Origin of the sequence: Streptomyces sp. NPDC050416 (assembly GCF_044458845.1) — a bacterium.
Classification (GTDB): Bacteria; Actinomycetota; Actinomycetes; order Streptomycetales; family Streptomycetaceae; genus Streptomyces.
The window spans coordinates 1-17,896 of the sequence record NZ_JBITII010000009.1 but is presented as its reverse complement, the minus strand read 5'-3'; the positions used below and the strand labels follow the sequence as shown (position 1 = coordinate 17,896).

At 72.9% G+C, this 17,896-nt stretch carries 12 protein-coding genes and 1 pseudogene; 8 read left to right on the top strand and 5 right to left on the bottom strand.

Going from position 1 to position 17,896, the window contains the following annotated elements; all coding sequences use genetic code 11:
• Positions 1-84 precede the first annotated feature (84 nt).
• Complete coding sequence (locus ACIBL4_RS26380) at positions 85-1,566, top strand: peptidoglycan recognition protein (RefSeq protein WP_399414197.1); 1,482 nt, start codon at positions 85-87, stop codon at positions 1,564-1,566.
• Positions 1,567-1,696: 130 nt separating this feature from the next.
• Positions 1,697-2,779 (top strand): sugar phosphate nucleotidyltransferase, encoded by a 1,083-nt coding sequence (locus tag ACIBL4_RS26375; protein ID WP_399414195.1) that lies wholly within the window; start codon positions 1,697-1,699, stop codon positions 2,777-2,779.
• A 164-nt stretch (positions 2,780-2,943) separates the two neighbouring features.
• Here the strand turns inward: ACIBL4_RS26375 and ACIBL4_RS26370 are convergent, their stop codons facing one another.
• The 4 genes from ACIBL4_RS26370 to ACIBL4_RS26355 all read right to left on the bottom strand — a co-directional run bounded on the left by ACIBL4_RS26370 (position 2,944) and on the right by ACIBL4_RS26355 (position 6,919).
• Entirely contained in the window at positions 2,944-3,963 is a 1,020-nt protein-coding gene (locus ACIBL4_RS26370; RefSeq protein WP_399414193.1) for a DNA-3-methyladenine glycosylase family protein, read from the bottom strand.
• Between the two features lie 69 nt (positions 3,964-4,032).
• Positions 4,033-5,361: a coenzyme F420-0:L-glutamate ligase gene (locus tag ACIBL4_RS26365; RefSeq protein WP_399414191.1), complete on the bottom strand. Its 1,329-nt coding sequence runs from the start codon at positions 5,359-5,361 to the stop codon at positions 4,033-4,035.
• Positions 5,358-6,317, bottom strand: a complete 960-nt coding sequence (gene cofD / locus ACIBL4_RS26360; RefSeq protein ID WP_399414189.1) for a 2-phospho-L-lactate transferase — start codon at positions 6,315-6,317, stop codon at positions 5,358-5,360. Before cofD ends, ACIBL4_RS26365 begins: the two co-directional genes overlap by 4 nt.
• Before the next feature lie 95 nt (positions 6,318-6,412).
• Positions 6,413-6,919, bottom strand: a complete 507-nt coding sequence (locus ACIBL4_RS26355; protein WP_399414187.1) for a cysteine dioxygenase — start codon at positions 6,917-6,919, stop codon at positions 6,413-6,415.
• Positions 6,920-7,578: 659 nt separating this feature from the next.
• Here ACIBL4_RS26355 and ACIBL4_RS26350 point away from each other — a divergent pair.
• The 3 genes from ACIBL4_RS26350 (at position 7,579) to ACIBL4_RS26340 (ending at position 13,189) form a co-directional block, all read left to right on the top strand.
• Positions 7,579-7,842, top strand: coding sequence for a WhiB family transcriptional regulator (locus tag ACIBL4_RS26350; protein ID WP_010034659.1), 264 nt, complete (start codon positions 7,579-7,581; stop codon positions 7,840-7,842).
• A gap of 173 nt (positions 7,843-8,015) precedes the next feature.
• Positions 8,016-11,672, top strand: coding sequence for a glycosyltransferase (locus tag ACIBL4_RS26345; RefSeq protein WP_399414185.1), 3,657 nt, complete (start codon positions 8,016-8,018; stop codon positions 11,670-11,672).
• A complete protein-coding gene (locus ACIBL4_RS26340; protein ID WP_399414183.1) occupies positions 11,669-13,189 on the top strand; it encodes a DUF5719 family protein in 1,521 nt (506 codons plus the stop codon). The genes ACIBL4_RS26345 and ACIBL4_RS26340 overlap by 4 nt, the downstream gene beginning before the upstream one ends.
• Before the next feature lie 69 nt (positions 13,190-13,258).
• Here ACIBL4_RS26340 and ACIBL4_RS26335 read toward each other — a convergent pair whose 3' ends face one another.
• Entirely contained in the window at positions 13,259-13,714 is a 456-nt protein-coding gene (locus tag ACIBL4_RS26335; RefSeq protein WP_356927591.1) for a metallopeptidase family protein, read from the bottom strand.
• 294 nt (positions 13,715-14,008) lie between these two features.
• Here ACIBL4_RS26335 and ACIBL4_RS26330 point away from each other — a divergent pair, with 294 nt between their 5' ends.
• The 3 genes and pseudogenes from ACIBL4_RS26330 to ACIBL4_RS26320 all read left to right on the top strand — a co-directional run bounded on the left by ACIBL4_RS26330 (position 14,009) and on the right by ACIBL4_RS26320 (position 17,626).
• Positions 14,009-14,431, top strand: a complete 423-nt coding sequence (locus tag ACIBL4_RS26330) for a DUF3499 domain-containing protein (RefSeq protein ID WP_399414181.1) — start codon at positions 14,009-14,011, stop codon at positions 14,429-14,431.
• A 121-nt stretch (positions 14,432-14,552) separates the two neighbouring features.
• Positions 14,553-16,158, top strand: a pseudogene (locus ACIBL4_RS26325) (L-lactate permease).
• A gap of 103 nt (positions 16,159-16,261) precedes the next feature.
• Positions 16,262-17,626, top strand: coding sequence for a phosphomannomutase/phosphoglucomutase (locus ACIBL4_RS26320; protein WP_399414179.1), 1,365 nt, complete (start codon positions 16,262-16,264; stop codon positions 17,624-17,626).
• The last annotated feature ends 270 nt before the right edge of the window (positions 17,627-17,896 follow it).

The window sequence follows — 17,896 nt, the reverse complement described above, 5'->3', positions numbered from 1 at the left end:
GCCACCGGTTCGGCCGAACCCCGGCCGACGGTCCGTCAAATCCCAAATGGACAGATTAATAGGGCTATGTCCAATCTCAGAAGCATGCGTGGATTTCTTGCCTCTTCGATCGGTGTCACCTGTGCGGCCGCTCTGGCCCTCCCGCTCACTCCACCCGCCGTCGCGGCGACGGCGAGACCGGTGCCGACCACGGAAGCCGCCACGGCAGCGAGACCCGCGCCCCACGCGGGGACACCGGACACGACCCTCACCAGCCGGCGCGCGGCCGAACCGTACGCCCCCGGAAGTACCCAGTCCCTCCCCCTCGAACCCCTCACCCGCAACCGTGCCACCCCCACCACTCCCGGCGCTCCCGACCAGGGCCTGACCCGCCGTGCCGTACGCCACTTCTCCCTGGTCGGCGTCGTCTGGGACGACCCCGAAGCCGAACTGCACGGCCGCGTCCAGGTCCGCACCCGCGCCGCCGGCACCGGCACCTGGTCGGGCTGGCAGGACGTCGAGACGCACAACGGCGACCACGCGGCCGACCCCGACACACCCGAGAGAACCTCCGGCCGCGTCCGCGGCGCCACGGCACCGCTGTGGGTCGGCGACTCCGACGGCGTGGAACTCCGCGTCCGCTCCGAACCCGAGAGCGCGGAAGCCGACTCCGCGCACCACGGCACGGACACCCGCAACCTGCCCGCCGCGCCCCCGCTCCCCTCCGGCCTCCGCCTCGAACTAGTCGACCCGGGCGATGACGCCCCACCGCCCGACGCCTCCGCGGGCGGCCCCCGCACCGTCGACCTCGCCGGCCTCGCCGGTGAGAACTCCGCCGCCACCGAAGCCTCCGCCGTCAACGCCGACCTGGCCCCGCTCGGCGCCACCGAGATCCCGGCACTGAACCGCGCGGAGACCGAGCAGGAGTTCCTCGCCCTCAACTCCGGCGAGCTGACGGAGCAGCAGCAGCGGGCGAAACCGTACGTCGGCCCGCGCCCGCGCATCGTCACGCGGCGCGGCTGGGGCGCGGACGAGGGGCTGCGGGAGCGGGGTTTCCGGTACACGAAGAAGGTCAAGGCGGCTTTCGTGCACCACACGGCCAGCGGCAACAACTACCGCTGCTCGCACTCCCCGTCACTCATCCGCAGTATCTACCGCTACCACGTCAAGAGCATGGGCTGGCGGGACATCGGCTACAACTTCCTCATCGACAAGTGCGGAAAGATCTACGAGGGCCGTGCCGGTGGCGTGGCCAAGCCCGTCCTCGGCGCGCACACCCTTGGTTTCAACACCAAGACCATGGGGATCGCCGTCCTCGGGTCGTACGACGCCAAGAAGCCGTCGTCCGCCTCCGTCCGGGCCGTCGCCCGGCTCACGGCGTGGAAGCTGGGCCTGTACCGGGTGAATCCGCGGGGTAAGACCTACCTGAAGTCGGGGGGCAGCAATCTCCATCGGAAGGGCAAGAAGGTACGACTGAACGTGATCTCCGGTCACCGGGACGGCTTCATCACGGAGTGCCCGGGGCGGAACCTCTACAAGAAGCTCGGCTCGGCCCGCTCCAAGGCGGCCCGGTACCAGGGCCGCTGAGACACACGTTCACCGCCGGGGGCATCGGGCGGAATGCCGCACGGCCAGCGAAGGCGCCACGGAACGGTCTGCATACACTGACCGGCCGAAAGACAGTTCGGCCGGTCCCGGCAGGAAGCAGAGACGACACGTGACAGAAGCGATCCTCCTGGTCGGCGGCAAGGGCACCCGGCTGCGCCCGCTCACGGTGCACACACCCAAGCCCATGGTGCCGGCGGCCGGGGTGCCGTTCCTCACGCACCAGCTGGCAAGAGCGAGAGCGGCGGGCGTCGAGCACATCGTCCTGGCCACGTCCTATCTGGCCGAGGTCTTCGAGCCGTACTTCGGTGACGGTTCCGCGCTGGGACTCCACCTGGAGTACGTGACGGAGGAGGAGCCCCTCGGCACGGGCGGCGCCATCCGCAACGTCGCCTCCCGGCTGCACTCCGGCCCCGACGACCCGGTGCTGATCTTCAACGGCGACATCCTGACGGGCCTCGACATCCGGGCCCTGGTCGACACTCACGAGACCACGGGCGCGGACATCTCCCTGCACCTCACCAAGGTCACGGACCCGCGCGCCTACGGTCTCGTCCCCACGAACGACACGGGCAGGGTCCTGGCGTTCCTGGAGAAGCCGCAGACGCCCGAGGAGATCGTCACCGACCAGATCAACGCGGGGGCGTACGTCTTCCGCCGCTCGGTCATCGACACGATCCCGCGGGGCCGGCCGGTGTCGGTGGAGCGCGAGACGTTTCCGGACCTGTTGACCGCCGGGGCCCATCTCCAGGGCATGGTCGACTCGACGTACTGGCTGGACCTGGGCACTCCGGCGGCGTTCGTCCGGGGCTCGGCGGACCTGGTCCTGGGCCGGGCCCCGTCCCCGGCGGTCCCCGGCCGCTGCGGCGACCGCCTGGTCCTGCCGACGGCGACGGTCGCGGCCGACGCGAAGCTGTCCGGCGGCACGGTGGTGGGCGAGGGCGCGTTCGTCGCGGAGGGCGCCCGCGTCTTCGGCAGCACGATCCTCCCGGGCGCCGTGATCGAACCGGGCGCGGTCATCACCGACTCCCTCATAGGCACCCGGGCCCGCGTCGGCGAACGCTCCGTCCTCACCGGCACGGTGATAGGCGACGGCGCGGTCATCGGCCCCGACAACGAACTCCGCGACGGCGCCCGCATCTGGTGCGACGCCCGAATCCCAGCGGGAGCAGTCCGCTTCTCTTCGGACCAGTAACGCACGCTGCCGCCGCTGCGGGCAGTCGTGCCTCCCCCAGTGCCTCAAGGGCCTGGGAGGTGCCCCCGGGCGGCACGGGTGGGCGCAGCGGCACCCCGCTCCGCCGGGCTGCGGACCCACCCGGCCTCAGCACCAACGCCGCAGCACCGGAAACCCGGCGCAGCTCACAACGCCCCGATATCCCACCGCGGCATCTTCGGCGCTCTCCGCCCCGGCGCTACCCCACTCAACAAAATCAACCGAGCCGCCCGATGCCGCTGTCCCGCATACGGCCGAAGCAACTCCAGCATCACGGAGTCATCCGCATCCCGGTCCCCGGCCAACGCCCACCCCACGATCCGCGGCAGGTGCAGATCCCCCACGGTCACTTCATCCGGCGCCCCGTGACTGCGCTGCACCGTCTCCGCCGACGTCCACGGCCCGACCCCCGGCACGACTTCCAGCCGCGCCCGAGCCGCCCCCGGCTCCATCCCGGCCGCCTCCTCCAACCGCCCGGCCACCCGCACCGCACGCAGAATCGTCGACGCCCGCTTGTTGTCGACCCCGGCCCGATGCCACTCCCACGACGGGATCAACGCCCACTCCCGAGGCCCCGGCATCACGTACATCCGCCCGGGCGCGGGTCCCGGCGCCGGCTCCCCGAACTTCCGCACCAGCAGCCGCCACGCCCGATACGCCTCATCGGTCGTGACCTTCTGCTCCAGAATCGACGGAATCAGCGACTCCAGCACCAGCCCGCTCCGCGTCAGCCTGAGCCCCGGCCGCCGATGCCGGGCCAGCGCCACCAGCCGGTGCCGGGGCACGAACACGGACGGGTTGTCGGCGGCCCCGAGCAGCTCCGGCAACCGGTCCAGCAGCCACTCCGCCCCGGGCCCCCAGGCCTGGCCGCGCACCCCACCGCCGTAGGCGCACACCCGTAGCGTCCCGGGCCCGGCGGGTGTACGACAGGCCCGCCACACGGACCCGTCCGGCATCGCCCGGAACGTCGGATCACCCGGCCCGCGCCGCAGCGGCCCGAGCACCAGACCGAGATCCAGCGGCCCGTCCGGCACCCAGTCGCGCACCCGCCCCGGCCCGGCGGCCTGCCCCGGCCCCGCCGCCTGCCTCGGCACGCCCCCGGCCACGCCGACATGGCCACCGCGCACAGTGGTACGCGTGGGCCGGGGAGCGAACCGTCCTGCCATGAGTGAAGTCCCTGGGAAACGATGCGAAGCGAGAGGAGCCCTACGAGCGTAGGCGCCGGGCAGCGCCGGTCACCGCACCTCGATGAAGGCCCCCGCGTCCCGCTCCGGCCGCGGACGCGGTTCCTCCGCCGGATGCCCGACCGCCACCGCGCCCATCGGGTCCCAGTCGTCCGGCAGCCCCAGCACCTCGCGCACCACGTCCCGGCAGAACATCGTCGAGGACACCCACGCCGAACCCAGCCGCTCCCCGGCCAGCGCGACCAGGAAGTTCTGCACGCCGGCGCCCGTGGCGACCACGAACATCTCCCGCTCGGCCCCGTCGCGCCGCGCGTCGCCGTAGGTGTGCGAGCCGTCCATGACCAGACACGGGACGACGAGATACGGCGCGTTCCGCAGGACGTCCCCGCGCCGGACCCGCTTGGCGATGGACTCCTCCGACTTGCCGTCCCGCCGCAGATCCGCGATCCACGCGTCGCGCATGGCGTCGAGCAGCCGCGTCCGCGACTCCTCGGACTCCAGCAGCACGAAGCGCCAGGGGGTGGTGTGGTGCGGCGCCGGCGCCGTCACCGCCGCGGCCACCGCCCGCCGTACCGCGCCGGGGTCGACGGGCTCGTCCGTGAAGGCCCGGACCGTGCGCCGCTGGGTCACCGCCAGCCGTACCGCCTCCGACGTGCCGAGCCGGAACATGTCGTCGCGCGCGCCGCGCACCATGGCCCGCGCTCCCTCTCCGTCGCCCGGCGCCAGCACGTGCGGCAGTCCGCGCACCACGGCGACGGGGAGTCCGGCCGCCTTGCCCTTGACCAGGTCGCCGGCCGCGGCGAGTTCGTCGGCCGTGGCGACGACGGTGGCGCTGAGCGGGTTGCCGTGCGCGTCCGTGCCCCCGCGCAGATCGTCCAGGACGCGCACCCCGGCGGCGCCGATCGCGACGTCCGTCAGCCCCGCGCGCCAGGGCCGGCCGAACGTGTCGGTGACCAGGACACCGACGTCGACGCCGAGGATGTCGCGCAGCCCGTCGCGGATCGCGCGGGCGGAGGCGTCCGGGTCCTCGGGCAGCAACAGCACTGTTCCGGGCGGGGTGTTGGAGGCGTCGACCCCGGCCGCGGCCATGACGAGGCCCTGCCGGTTCTCGACGATCCGGAGGCTGCCGCGCCGGGCGACCACGCGGACCGTCTCGGCGTCGATGGCCGCCTCCCGGTCGGCCGCCCGGACCGCCCGGCCCTCCGCCTTGGACACGATCTTCGACGTGACCAGCACGACGTCACCGTCGCCCAGGCCGGGCTCGGCGGCCGCGATCAGCTTGGCCAGATCGTCCCCGGCCGTGACCTCGGGTATCCCGCCCGGGGCCCACAGCCGGTACCCGTCGGCACCCTGCCGGTTCTCCGGGACCTCGCCGCTCAAGCCGCCCGCACCTCCTCCGCCAGTGCCAGCGCCTCCCGCGCCATCTGCGCGGTCGCGTCGGCGTCGGTCATCATCAGCGGCACGGCCCGGCAGCGGATCCCCGCCGCCTCGACCCGCTCCACAGCGCCCGCGTCCACCGTGTCGACGAGCCAGCCGTCCAGCAGGCCCGAGCCGTAGTGCTCGGCCACCGCCGGGGCGGTCGACTCGACTCCCACGGCGGCGAGCACCTTGTCGGCCATGCCCCGCACGGGGGCGTCACCGACGATGGGGGACAGGCCGACGACCGGCACCCCGGCGTCGGCGATGGCCTCCCGGATGCCGGGCACGGCCAGGATCGTGCCGATCGACACGACCGGGTTGGACGGCGGGAAGAGGATCACGTCCGCCTCGGCGATCGCCTCCAGCACTCCCGGCGCGGGCTTGGCCTGGTCGGCACCGACCGGCACGATCGCCTCCGCGGGCACCGAGGCGCGCAGCCGCACCCAGTACTCCTGGAAGTGGATCGCCTTGCGCTCGCCGTCGATCTCCACGGCCACGTGGGTCTCCACGCGGTCGTCGGACATCGGGATCAGCCGCACGCCCGGCTCCCAGCGGTCGCACAGCGCCTGGGTCACCGCGCTCAGCGGATACCCGGCGCCGATCATCTGCGTCCGCACGATGTGCGTGGCGAAGTCCCGGTCGCCGAGGCCGAACCACTCGGGCCCGACGCCGTACGCCGCGAGTTCCTCCTTGAGGTGGAAGGTCTCGTCGGCGCGCCCCCAGCCCTGGTCCTCGTTGATGCCGCCGCCGAGCGTGTACATCACCGTGTCGAGGTCCGGGCAGACCTTCAGCCCGAAGAGGTGGATGTCGTCCCCGGTGTTTCCGATGACCGTGATGTCCGCGTCCGGCACGGCACGCTTCAGACCACGCAGGAACCGGGCACCACCGATGCCGCCTGCCAGAACCACAATGCGCATGGAAGCCAGTCTTGCAGGCGCCTGTGACAACCGGTCGGCGACTACCGCAACCGGTCAGACAGGCACGCCAACCGATCGGGCACGTCCGCCATCGGTCAGGCGGTCACGGTCCCCGGTACGCTCCGGGCCTCGCAGTGCTGGGCCGTGTGCATCGGCATCTCCGTCAGGCCCGGGTAGTAGACGTGCAGGCTGACCGCCGGCTCCAGTGCGTCGTTGACGACTTCGTGCACGTACCCCGGCGCGAAAACACGCTGCGCGCCTGCCCGCAACGCGCGTGTGCCCCGCTCCGTGCGCTCGGTCAGCGTGCCGTCCAGCACGGTCAGCACACCGGAGGAGCGGCCGTGGTCGTGGAGCCCGCTGCCCTGTCCGGGCACCCAGGACAGGAGCCACACCTCGTAGCCCGGGCCGGTGCGCAGCCGGTGGTACCAGCGGCTGGTCGCGTCGTAATGGACGAGGTGCTCCCACTGGGAGCGGTCTGCGGCGATGGAGCGGGCGAGTCCGACGAACTCGGCGACGGTGGCCGGATGCTCGCGCGGGGTCTGGAGCAGATGCGGGACTTCGAGGATGTCGCCGGCGATCTGGAGGTCGCTGTCGCTGTTCATGGGTGTGGTGGTTCCTCAGTGAAAGAAGGTCAGAGGGAACAGAGGCCGAGAGACGGGTGGCTCGGCCTTCGGCTGGAGCAGGTGAGGCTCAACAGCTGGAACAGCAACAGCTACAGCGAGCGCGGGCAGCACCGTGGGACCCGGCGGTGCGGGTCGAGGTGAGTGCCGAGTTCGCGAGCATGCCCACAAGGACACCGGTTCACACCTTCACTGTCAACTCGGCACCCGTCATGTGGGATGTGGTTCACCTCATCCGGTCGTTCACTCAGATGAAAGGTTTGTTCATGGCCCGCCCGGGACACATGGCGTCCAACCGGGCGCACGAAACCCCGTTGCGTACTCGTGATCCGACTGTGATCCGTTTCGCTTCGAGGTGCGTGCCGGAACGAGATCGAACCTCTGGGCGTCCTTCTTCGTACAGGTCTGCAAGGGGTCCGGCGGACGGCGTGAGCCCCTGCGGGCTCCGTCGGTGTGTCAGGTTTTATGGTGATTTGAACACTTTCCGCTTGGGCTTGGTTCCGCAGAGTGAATAAGGGGCTCAATAGCAGATCTCGGCTTGACTCGCCCGGAGCCGCACACTTGTAATTTCACTCGTGTCGTTCAGCCGGAATCGGTAACGGCTAGATCACGGGGACGCGAAAGACAGACGAGGGGCGCACATGACCGAGACGGTGCAGCAACTGCTGGTCGACGACGCGGACGAGGAACTCGGCTGGCAGGAGCGCGCACTGTGCGCCCAGACCGACCCCGAGTCCTTCTTCCCCGAGAAGGGCGGCTCGACCAGGGAGGCCAAGAAGGTCTGCCTCGCCTGTGAGGTCCGCTCCGAGTGCCTCGAGTACGCCCTCGCGAACGACGAGCGCTTCGGCATCTGGGGCGGCCTGTCCGAGCGGGAGCGCCGCCGGCTGAAGAAGGCCGCGGTCTGACGTCATCCGGATCCGTACGCCCGGTTCGAACGGCCCGTCGCGGGTGGGTTATCCACAGGCGGCGGGCCCCCTTGTTGCGCAGCCGATAGTGTGGTCGCTCGTCCGAGACGCCCCGCTGCCCCCACCGGTCGCGGGCGTCCACCGCAGTCCACCGAACCGGGGCCCGTACCTCGATGTCCGTGCACAGCCACCCGGCAGCTCATCACGACAGCGCTGCCGCACCTGAGTTCCCGCGTCATGTGGTGACCGCGGTCCTCGTCTCCCATGACGGCGCCCGCTGGCTGCCCGACGCGCTCGCCGGGCTGCTCGGCCAGGAGCGACCCGTCCAGTACGCGATGGGCGCCGACACCGGCAGCGCGGACGACTCCGCCCAGCTGGTCACCGACGCCCTCGGCGCCGACCGCGTGCTGCACCTCGCCCGCCGCACCGGCTTCGGCCAGGCCGTCGAGGAGTGCGACCGCACGGCCCCGCACCTCACCCCGGAGGAGCTGCCGTATCTGAAGCGGCCCAGCGGCTGGGACCCGGTCACCCGCTCCTGGCGCGACGACGCCTACGACCTGCCCGAGTTCCCGCACGGCGAGCCGGTCCAGTGGCTGTGGCTGCTGCACGACGACTGCGCCCCGGAGCCCGACGCCCTGGCCCAGCTGCTGCGCGTCGTGGACAACGAGTACGAGCTGGGCCGCGAGGACGTCGCCGTCGTCGGCCCCAAGCTCCGCGGCTGGTACGACCGGCGGCAGCTGCTGGAGGTCGGCGTCAGCATCGCCAACTCCGGCCGCCGCTGGACCGGCCTGGACCGCCGCGAGCAGGACCAGGGCCAGCACGACCACGTCCGGCCCGTGCTGTCGGTGTCCACCGCCGGCATGCTGATCCGCCGCGACATCTTCGAACAGCTCGGCGGTTTCGACCGCCACCTGCCCCTCATGCGCGACGACGTCGATCTGTGCTGGCGCGCACACGCGGCCGGCTACCGGGTCCTCGTCGCGCCCGATGCCGTCGTCCGGCACGCCGAGGCGGCATCCCGCGAGCGCCGCACGGTCGACTGCGTGGGCCGTACGGCCGCCTCTCCTCACAAGGTCGACAAGGCCGGCGCCGTCTACACCCTGCTCGTCAACGCGCGTACGGCCGTCCTGCCCTGGGTGCTGCTGCGGATCGTGCTCGGCACGCTGCTGCGGACCGTCGCCTACCTCGTCGGCAAGGTCCCGGGACAGGCCGTCGACGAGATCCGCGGCCTCATGGGCACGCTCCTCAGGCCCGAGCGGATCCTCGCCGGGCGGCGCGGCAGAGGCGCCTCCGGTGTCGACAAGGACGAGCTGCGGCCGCTGTTCCCGCCGCCCGGCGCGACCGTCCGGATGACCATCGAGCAGGTCGCGGGCAACCTCGTCGGCGGCTCCGACTCCGAGGTCGCCTCCGGCGCCGGACGGCACGGCGGCGCCGTCGAGTCCGGCCCCGGCGGTGACGACGCCGACTTCCTGGAGATCGAGCAGTTCGCCCGGCTCAAGCGCGTCGCGCGCAAGCCCGGCCCGGTGCTCTTCCTGGTCCTGCTGGTGGTCTCCCTGGCCGCCTGCCGCGAACTCCTCGGCGGCGGCGCGCTCACGGGCGGCGCCCTGCTGCCCGCCCCGGCCGGCTCCTCCGACCTGTGGGCGCGCTACCTGGACGCCTGGCACCCGGTCGCCGCCGGCGGCACCTCCTCCGCGCCGCCGTACCTCGCGCTCGTGGCGATGCTGGCGTCCCTGCTGTTCGGCTCGACCGGCCTCGCCGTCACGCTGCTGCTCGTCTGCTCGGTGCCGCTCGCCGGCGTCACCGCCTACTTCGCCTCCCGCCCGCTGGTCGAGTCCCGGCTGCTGCGCGCGTGGGCGGCCGTCGTCTACGCCTTCCTGCCCGCCGCCACCGGCGCCCTCGCCGGCGGCCGGATCGGCACCGCCGTCCTGGCCGTGCTGCTCCCGCTCATCGCCCGCGCGGGCATCGCCGCCGGCGGCCTGGCGAACCCCTCGGGGGCGCGTGGCAGTTGGCGCGCCACCTGGGCGTACGCGCTGCTGCTGACCGTCACCACCGCGTTCACCCCGATCGTGTGGCCCATCGCGCTGCTCCTCGGCGCCGGGCTGCTGGTCCTGCGCCGGACCGACATCACGGCGTACGGGCTGCGGTTCCTCGCCCAGCTCGGCACGCCCCTGCTGGTCCTCGCGCCCTGGTCGCTGTCGCTGCTCCCCTTCGGCTTCTTCCAGGAAGCCGGTCTGGAGTACGGCCCGTCGGCCGCCTCTCCCCTCGACCTGCTCGGCGCCAGCCCGGGCGGCCCCGGCACCGTCAGCGGCCTCATGCTGATCGGCATCGTCCTGGCCGCGCTCGCCGCCCTGCTCCGCTCGGAGCGCAGGCTGGGCATCTGGACGGCCTGGACGGCCGCCCTGACCGGCTTCGTCTTCGCGGTCCTGGCCAACAACTCCACCTGGTCCGGCCCCGCGACGCTCGTCTACGGCATCGCCCTGCTGGCGGCCGCCGCGCTCGGCGCCGACGGGGCACGCGCGCGCGTGGCCGAGCAGAGCTTCGGCTGGCGCCAGCCCGTCGCCGTGCTGATCGCCTTCGCCTCGGCCGCGGGCCCGCTGCTCGTCGCCGCGGGCTGGATGATCCGCGGCGCCGACGGCCCCCTGGAGCGGCGCGACCCGACCCAGGTCCCCGCGTTCGTCGCCGAGGAGAGCGGCGGCAGCGACCAGGCCCGCACCCTCGTCCTCGACAGCGACTCCGCCTCCCACGTCGGATACATGCTGGTCCGCGGCTCCGGCGCCCGCCTCGGCGACGGCGAGATCGCCGCGGCCGACGGCGAGAACAGCAGGCTCGACAAGGTCGTCGCCAACCTCGTCGCCGGCTCCGGCGCCGACCAGGCCGACCAGCTCGGCGGCTTCGCCGTGCGCTACGTCCTCGTCCACCGGGGCGCTCCCCGCGACGTCACCCGCGTCCTCGACACCACGCCCGGCCTGACCCGGCTCAGCCAGCAGGACAGCGGCGCGCTGTGGCAGATCGACCAGGACGTCGCACGCGCCACCATCGTCCCCGCCTCCGGCTCCGGCACCTCGCAGACCGTCGCCGCCGGGCCCGTCGACATCCACACCACGATCCCGGCCGGCCCCGACGGACGCGTGCTGCGCCTGGCCGACACCGCCTCCGAGGGCTGGACCGCCACGCTCGACGGCAAGCCGCTCACCCGCACCACGGTCGACGGCTGGGCCCAGGGCTTCGAGCTCCCCGCCACCGGCGGCAGGCTGGACGTCACCTACGACGACCCGGTCGGCCACACCGCGTGGCTGTGGGCACAGGGCCTCCTCGCCGTCGTCCTCGTCGTGCTGGCCCTGCCCGGCCGGCGCCGCGACGTCGACGACGACCTGCCCGAGGAGCCGGTCGTCCCGGCCCAGCCGGTCGCGGGCGAGGGCCGCCGGGCCCGCCGCCTGCGCGCCCAGGCGGAGGCCGAGGCCGAAGGGGCGGCGCAGCCCGGGGAGTTCCCGCCCCCGCAACCCGAGCAGCCCCCGGTACCCCTGCCCCAGCAGAACCAGGGGCAGTGGGACAACGCCGGCTACCAGAGCGGCGAGTACGCGAACCACGGCGACCAGTATCAGGGCGCCCAGTACCCGGCGGACGCGTACGGACAGCAGTACCCGGCGGATCCCTACCAGGGCGGCCAGTACGACCCGTACGCGTACGGCGGCCAGCCCCAGAACCCGTCGTACGACCAACAGGGCTACGACCAGGCCTACCCCCAGGGCCACGGCACGCCGTACGACCCGGCGCAGCAGCACCACCCCCACGGCACGGGCAGTGAGCGTCCCGACGGGAGCCAGCAGTGAACCGCACGACCCTGTCCCTGATCGCCGGCGCGACCGCGCTCGCCGCCGTCACCGGCTTCGCCGCGCTGTCCGCCCCGGACACCCCGGGCGCGGACACCACCGCCAAGGCGGCCGCCCAACTGCCCGTGGAGCGCACGAGCCTGCTGTGCCCCGCGCCCAGCATGTCCGACATCGCGGAGACGTCGTACACCTCCTTCACACCCGTCACGAAGGGCACCGGGAGCGGCGGCAAGGCCGAACTCCAGGCGGCCGCCCAGGAGTCGAAGGACGGCGCGGGCGGGGACAAGGGCAAGGACGGCGGGAAGACCGGCGAGCGGAAGACCGAGAAGCCGGTGCTGACCCCCAAGGAGCCCGGCAAGCCGGTCACCGGGGACACCTCGGGCGCCGAACCGCCCGCGCTGGTCGGGACCGCGGACGGCAGGTTCGCGCCCGGCTGGACGGTCCAGGAGACGACGGAGGTCGCCGCGGGCACCGGCCGCGGCCTCCAGGGCGTCAACTGCACGGCCCCGGACACCAGTTTCTGGTTCCCCGGCGCCAGCACCGCGCCCGACCGCACCGACTACGTCCACCTGACGAACCCCGACGACTCGGCCGCCGTGGTCGACATCGAGCTCTACGGCAAGGACGGCACCCTCAAGTCCACGGTAGGGGAGGGCATCACGGTCCAGCCGCACTCCAGCGACCCGGTCCTGCTCTCCACCCTCACCGACGAGCAGCAGACGAACCTCACCGTGCACGTCAACGTCCGCAGCGGTCGGGTGGGCGCCGCCGTGCAGGCCCTGGACGACAAGCTCGGGGGCGACTGGCTGACCGCGTCCACGGACCCGACGGGCAGCCTGGTCCTGCCCGGCATCCCCAAGGACGCCACCTCCGTGCGCCTGGTTGCCTTCACCCCGGGCGACGCCGACGCGGACCTCAAGGTGCGCCTCGCCTCCCCCTCCGGGCTGATCACCCCGGCCGGACACGAGACGGTGCACGTCAAGGGCGGCATGACCACCGCCGTCGACCTGGGCGAAGTGACGCGCGGCGAGGCGGGCTCCCTGGTGCTGACGCCGACGGACCGGTCCGTGCCCCTCGTGGCGGCCCTGCGGGTCGTACGCGGCAAGGGCGACAAGCAGGAGACGGCCTTCATCCCGGCCACCCGCCCCGTCGGCACGCGCGCGACGTCCGCGGACAACAGCGCCAAGGGCAGCACACTCTCCCTGACCGCCCCCGACCGCGCCGCCACGGTCGAGGTCACCGCCTCGGCGGGCAGCGAGGGCGGCACGCCGGTGTCGAAGACGTACACGATCAAGGCCGGCACCACCCAGGACATCGAGCCCCCGGTCCCCAGCGGCCTGAAGGGCACGTACGCGCTCACGGTCGAGCCGAAGTCCGGCGGCCCGGTCTACGGCGCCCGCACCCTGGTGGCGACGGAGGGCGGCGTGCCCGGCTTCACCGTGCAGACGCTCCCCGACGACCGGGGGACGGTCGCGGTGCCGGAGGCGGACGAGGACCTGTCGGTGCTGCAGAAGTAGGTGCTGCAGAAGTAGCCCTGACCACTGCGGTAGGCGCTGCGGAAGCAGCCCCGACCGCTGCCGGCCGTCTCAGCCCTGGTCCTCGCCGTACCGCGGATCGACCGTCTCCGGGGTCAGCCCCAGCAGCTCGGCGACCTGCTCGACGACGACCTCGTGCACCAGCGCCGCCCGCTCGTCGCGGCCCTTGGTGCGGATCTCGACCGGCCGCCGGTAGACCACCACGCGCGCGGGGCGGCCCTCGCGGGCGCTGATCGTGCCGCCCAGCGGTACCGCCTCGTCGTTCCAGGCCTGGCCGGGCCCGTCGAGCCGCGGCACCTCCAGCACCAGGAAATCGATGTCGGCGAGCTGCGGCCAGCGCCGCTCCAGGCGCTCCACGGAGTCCTGCACCAGATCGGCGAACGCATCCGCGCGGCTGGCGGCGAGCGGCACCTGCGGCGGTGCGATCGGGCCGCGCATGCCCCGGCCGTGGCGATCACGGCGGCGGGGCCCGGGGGCGGCGGCTCGGGGCGTTACGGGCATGTCCATCACTGCTGAAGGGTAGTCCCCGACGCGTCCCCGCGCCCGGCACCGCACGGCGGCACGGACGGCTTCCGGCCGACCGGTACGGCATGTCGTTACATGACCATTCCAGCCAAGGTTGGGCTCGATTTCGCATCCCGCCGAGACCGGCTACCTCACGGCAATTGAGGGTTTTGTGACGACTCTTGACCGCCTGAGAGGTCGTTCGACACCCCGGACGACACTGTCCGGGCAGGTCAGCAGGGTGCGCCCGAAGGGGGGTGTGGGGCGTTTCACAGCACGACACGGGGGAGTGACCTGGTGGAGAGTCGTCGCGGCCCGCTCAAGAGTGCGGTACCGTCCAACGTCGTGAGCCCTGTACGTCGCTGTTCGCGCACCGCCTGCGGCCGTCCCGCCGTCGCGACGCTGACGTACGTCTACGCCGACTCGACCGCGGTCCTCGGCCCGCTCGCCACCTATGCCGAACCCCACTGCTACGACCTGTGCGCCGAGCACTCCGAGCGCCTCACCGCCCCGCGTGGCTGGGAGGTCGTCCGGCTCCTCGACGGCTCGGCCCCGGCGCGCCCCAGTGGCGACGATCTGGAAGCGCTTGCCAATGCCGTGCGCGAGGCGGCCCGTCCCCAGGAACGGGCGGCCGGGGCCGGTGGCGGCGGGCGCTCGGCCGACCCGATGGAGGTCGCCCGGCGAGGGCACCTGCGGGTGCTCCGCTCGCCCGACAACTGACCGCACCTCCCGGTTCCTCCCCGTGCACACCCATTGAACGCGCGCTTGGCGCGGACATGACCATTCCGTTTGGGGAGGCGCGAGAAATCGCTTTCGCGTGACGGAAGGCGGGGAGGCGCCCGTGTACGTCCAGGAACCGGAACCCGTCGCCGGCTCACTGGGCCTTTCCGCCCTGCCCCTCGTGCTCGTCCTGGTCCTGGTCCTGATCGGCGGCGTCCGCATGAAGGCGCACCTGGCCGGCCTGACCGGCCTCCTCGCCGCCGTACTCGTCGCCCGGCTCGCCTACGGCATGCCCCTGGGGCAGACGCTCGCCGGCGCCGCCCAGGGCGCCGTCTTCGGCCTCTTCCCCACCCTGTGGATCGTCGTCAACGCCCTGTGGGTGGACCGGATGACCGTCCGCACCCGGCACTTCGACATCCTGCGCCGGTCCTTCGGGCGGCTCTCCGACGACCCCCGCATCCAGGCGCTCGCCATCGCCTTCTGCTTCGGGGCGCGGCTGGAGGCGCTCGCCGGCTTCGGGGCGCCCGTCGCGATCAGCGCGATCATGCTGGTCGCCCTCGGCTTCGAACCCGTGCGCGCGGCCGTCGTCGCCCTGGTCGCCAACACCGCGCCCGTGGCCCTCGGCGCGATGGGCACACCGGTCGTCACGCTCGCCCAGGTCACCGGGCTGCCGCTGGACTCGGTGGCGTCCGTGGTGGGCCGTCAGACACCGCTGCTGGCCCTCGTGGTGCCCCTCGTGCTGGTCTGGCTCGTGGACGGCCGGCGCGGGCTGCGCGAGACCTGGGTGCCCGCCCTCGCCTGCGGAGTCGCCTTCGCCGTCGCCCAGTTCGCCGCCTCCAACTACGTCTCCGCCCAACTCGCCGACATCGGCGCCGCCCTGGCGGGCGCGGGCGCCCTGGTCGCCGTGCCGCACGCGCGCGTGCCCGCCACCGAGTCCGTACGCGCCTCCGTGCTGACCGGCGTACGCAGCGAGGAACTGGACGAGGAGGACCCGCCCCGCGAGGTCCTGCGCGCGCCCCCTACGCGCTGATCGTCCAGATCTTCTCCGTCGCCCAGATCCCGGCCGTCAAGGACTGGCTGGACAGGACCACCCAGACCTACGACTGGCCCTTGCTGAACGTGCTCGGCTCCGACGGCGAACCGGTCGGCGGGAACGTCTTCACCTGGCCGATCGTGTCGACCGGCGGCACGCTCGTGCTGCTCGCCGGGATCAGCACGGCCGCCGTCATCGGGGTGCACGCGCGCGTGGCGGTGAAGGAATGGCTCGCGACCGTGCACGAGCTGCGCTTCGCGATCCTGACGGTGACGTCCGTCTGGCGCTGGCGTATGTCATGAACCTCTCCGGGCAGGCGGCGACCATCGGCCACTTCGTGGCGGCGGCCGGAGCCGGGCTCGCCTTCCTCTCGCCCGTCCTCGGCTGGTTCGGAGTCGCCGTCTCCGGGTCGGACACCTCGGCCAACGCCCTCTTCGGCGCCCTCCAGGTGACCGCGGCCCGCGAGTCCGGGCTGCCGCCCGACCTCCTGGCCGCCGCCAACAGCTCCGGCGGCGTCCTCGGCAAGATGATCTCCCCGCAGAACCTCACCATCGCCTGCGCGGCCGTCGCCCTCGCGGGCCGCGAGGGCGACTTGCTGCGCAAGGTACTGCCGTGGAGCCTCGGCCTGCTGCTGGTGATGTGCCTGATCGTGGTCGGCCAGAGCACCCCCGTCCTGGACTGGATGCTGCCGTGACCTGAGACGACGCCCGGGCGCCGACTCGGCGTCCGCACAGCGCGCTGTCAGTGGCCGGGGGTAGTTTGGGCGGACCGACAGTACTTTTTCAGGAAGGTTGGCCGTGGCTGCTGATCTGTCGCAGGTCGTCAAGGCGTACGACGTACGCGGGGTCGTCCCCGACCAGTGGGACGAGTCCCTGGCCGAGCTCTTCGGAGCTGCCTTCGTGCGGGTCACCGGCGCGAGCGCCATCGCGACCGGGCACGACATGCGGCCCTCCTCGCCGGGCCTGTCGCGGGCCTTCGCGCGCGGGGCGGCGGCGCTGGGCGCCGACGTGACCGAGATCGGCCTGTGCTCCACGGACCAGCTCTACTACGCCTCGGGCGCGCTGAACCTGCCGGGCGCCATGTTCACCGCCTCGCACAACCCGGCGCAGTACAACGGCATCAAGATGTGCCGCATGGGAGCGGCCCCGGTCGGCCAGGACACCGGGCTCGCCGAGATCCGCGAACTGGTCGAGCGCTGGAGCGAGTCGGGCGCCCCCGAGCCCGCCGCGACGCCGGGAACCATCACCGGCCGCGACACGTTGTCGGACTACGCGGCGCACCTGCGCTCCCTGGTCGACCTGACCTCCATCCGCCCCCTGAAGGTCGTCGTCGACGCGGGCAACGGCATGGGCGGCCACACGGTCCCCGAGGTCTTCGCCGGCCTGCCCCTGACGCTGGTCCCGATGTACTTCGAACTCGACGGCACGTTCCCCAACCACGAGGCCAACCCCCTCGACCCGGCCAACCTCGTCGACCTCCAGAAGCGGGTCCGCGAAGAGGGCGCCGACCTCGGCCTCGCCTTCGATGGGGACGCCGACCGCTGCTTCGTCGTCGACGAGCGCGGCGAGCCGGTCTCCCCGTCGGCGATCACCGCCCTGGTGGCCTCCCGTGAGCTGGCCAGGCACGGCGGCAAGGGCACGATCATCCACAACCTGATCACGTCCTGGTCGGTCCCCGAGGTCGTCGTGGAGAACGGCGGCACCCCGGTCCGCACCCGCGTCGGCCACTCCTTCATCAAGGCGGAGATGGCGCGCTCGGGCGCGATCTTCGGCGGCGAGCACTCCGCGCACTACTACTTCCGCGACTTCTGGAACGCCGACACGGGCATGCTGGCCGCCCTGCACGTCCTGGCGGCCCTCGGCGGCCAGTCGGGCCCCCTGTCCGCTCTCGTCGCCCAGTACGACCGCTACGCCGGTTCCGGCGAGATCAACTCCACGGTCACCGACCAGGCGGCCCGCCTCGCCGCGATCCGCTCCGCGTACGAGAACCGCGAGGGCGTCACCCTCGACGAGCTGGACGGCCTGACCGTCTCCGCCGCCGACTGGTGGTTCAACGTCCGCCCCTCCAACACGGAACCACTGCTCCGCCTCAACGCGGAGGCAAGGGACCAGGAGACGATGACCAGGGTGAGGGACGAGGCACTGGCGATCATCAGGGCCTGAGGGGACGCGAGCCCAGCTTCCTGTCCGACCGCTTCGGGCGGCGGGTGGGCAGAGATCCCGGGGGTCCAGGGGGCGAAGCCCCCTGGCGGGGTCAAAGGGGCGGAGCCCCTTCACCCACCCCAGCCCACATACCCGCCGCACCTGCCCACCCCCCCCCCCCCCCCCCCCCCCGCGGGGCCCCGGCCCCGCCCCACCCCCCCCCCCCCCCCACCCAACCCCCCCCCCCCCCCCCACCCCCCCCCCCCCCCCCAACGCCCACCAACCCGCCGC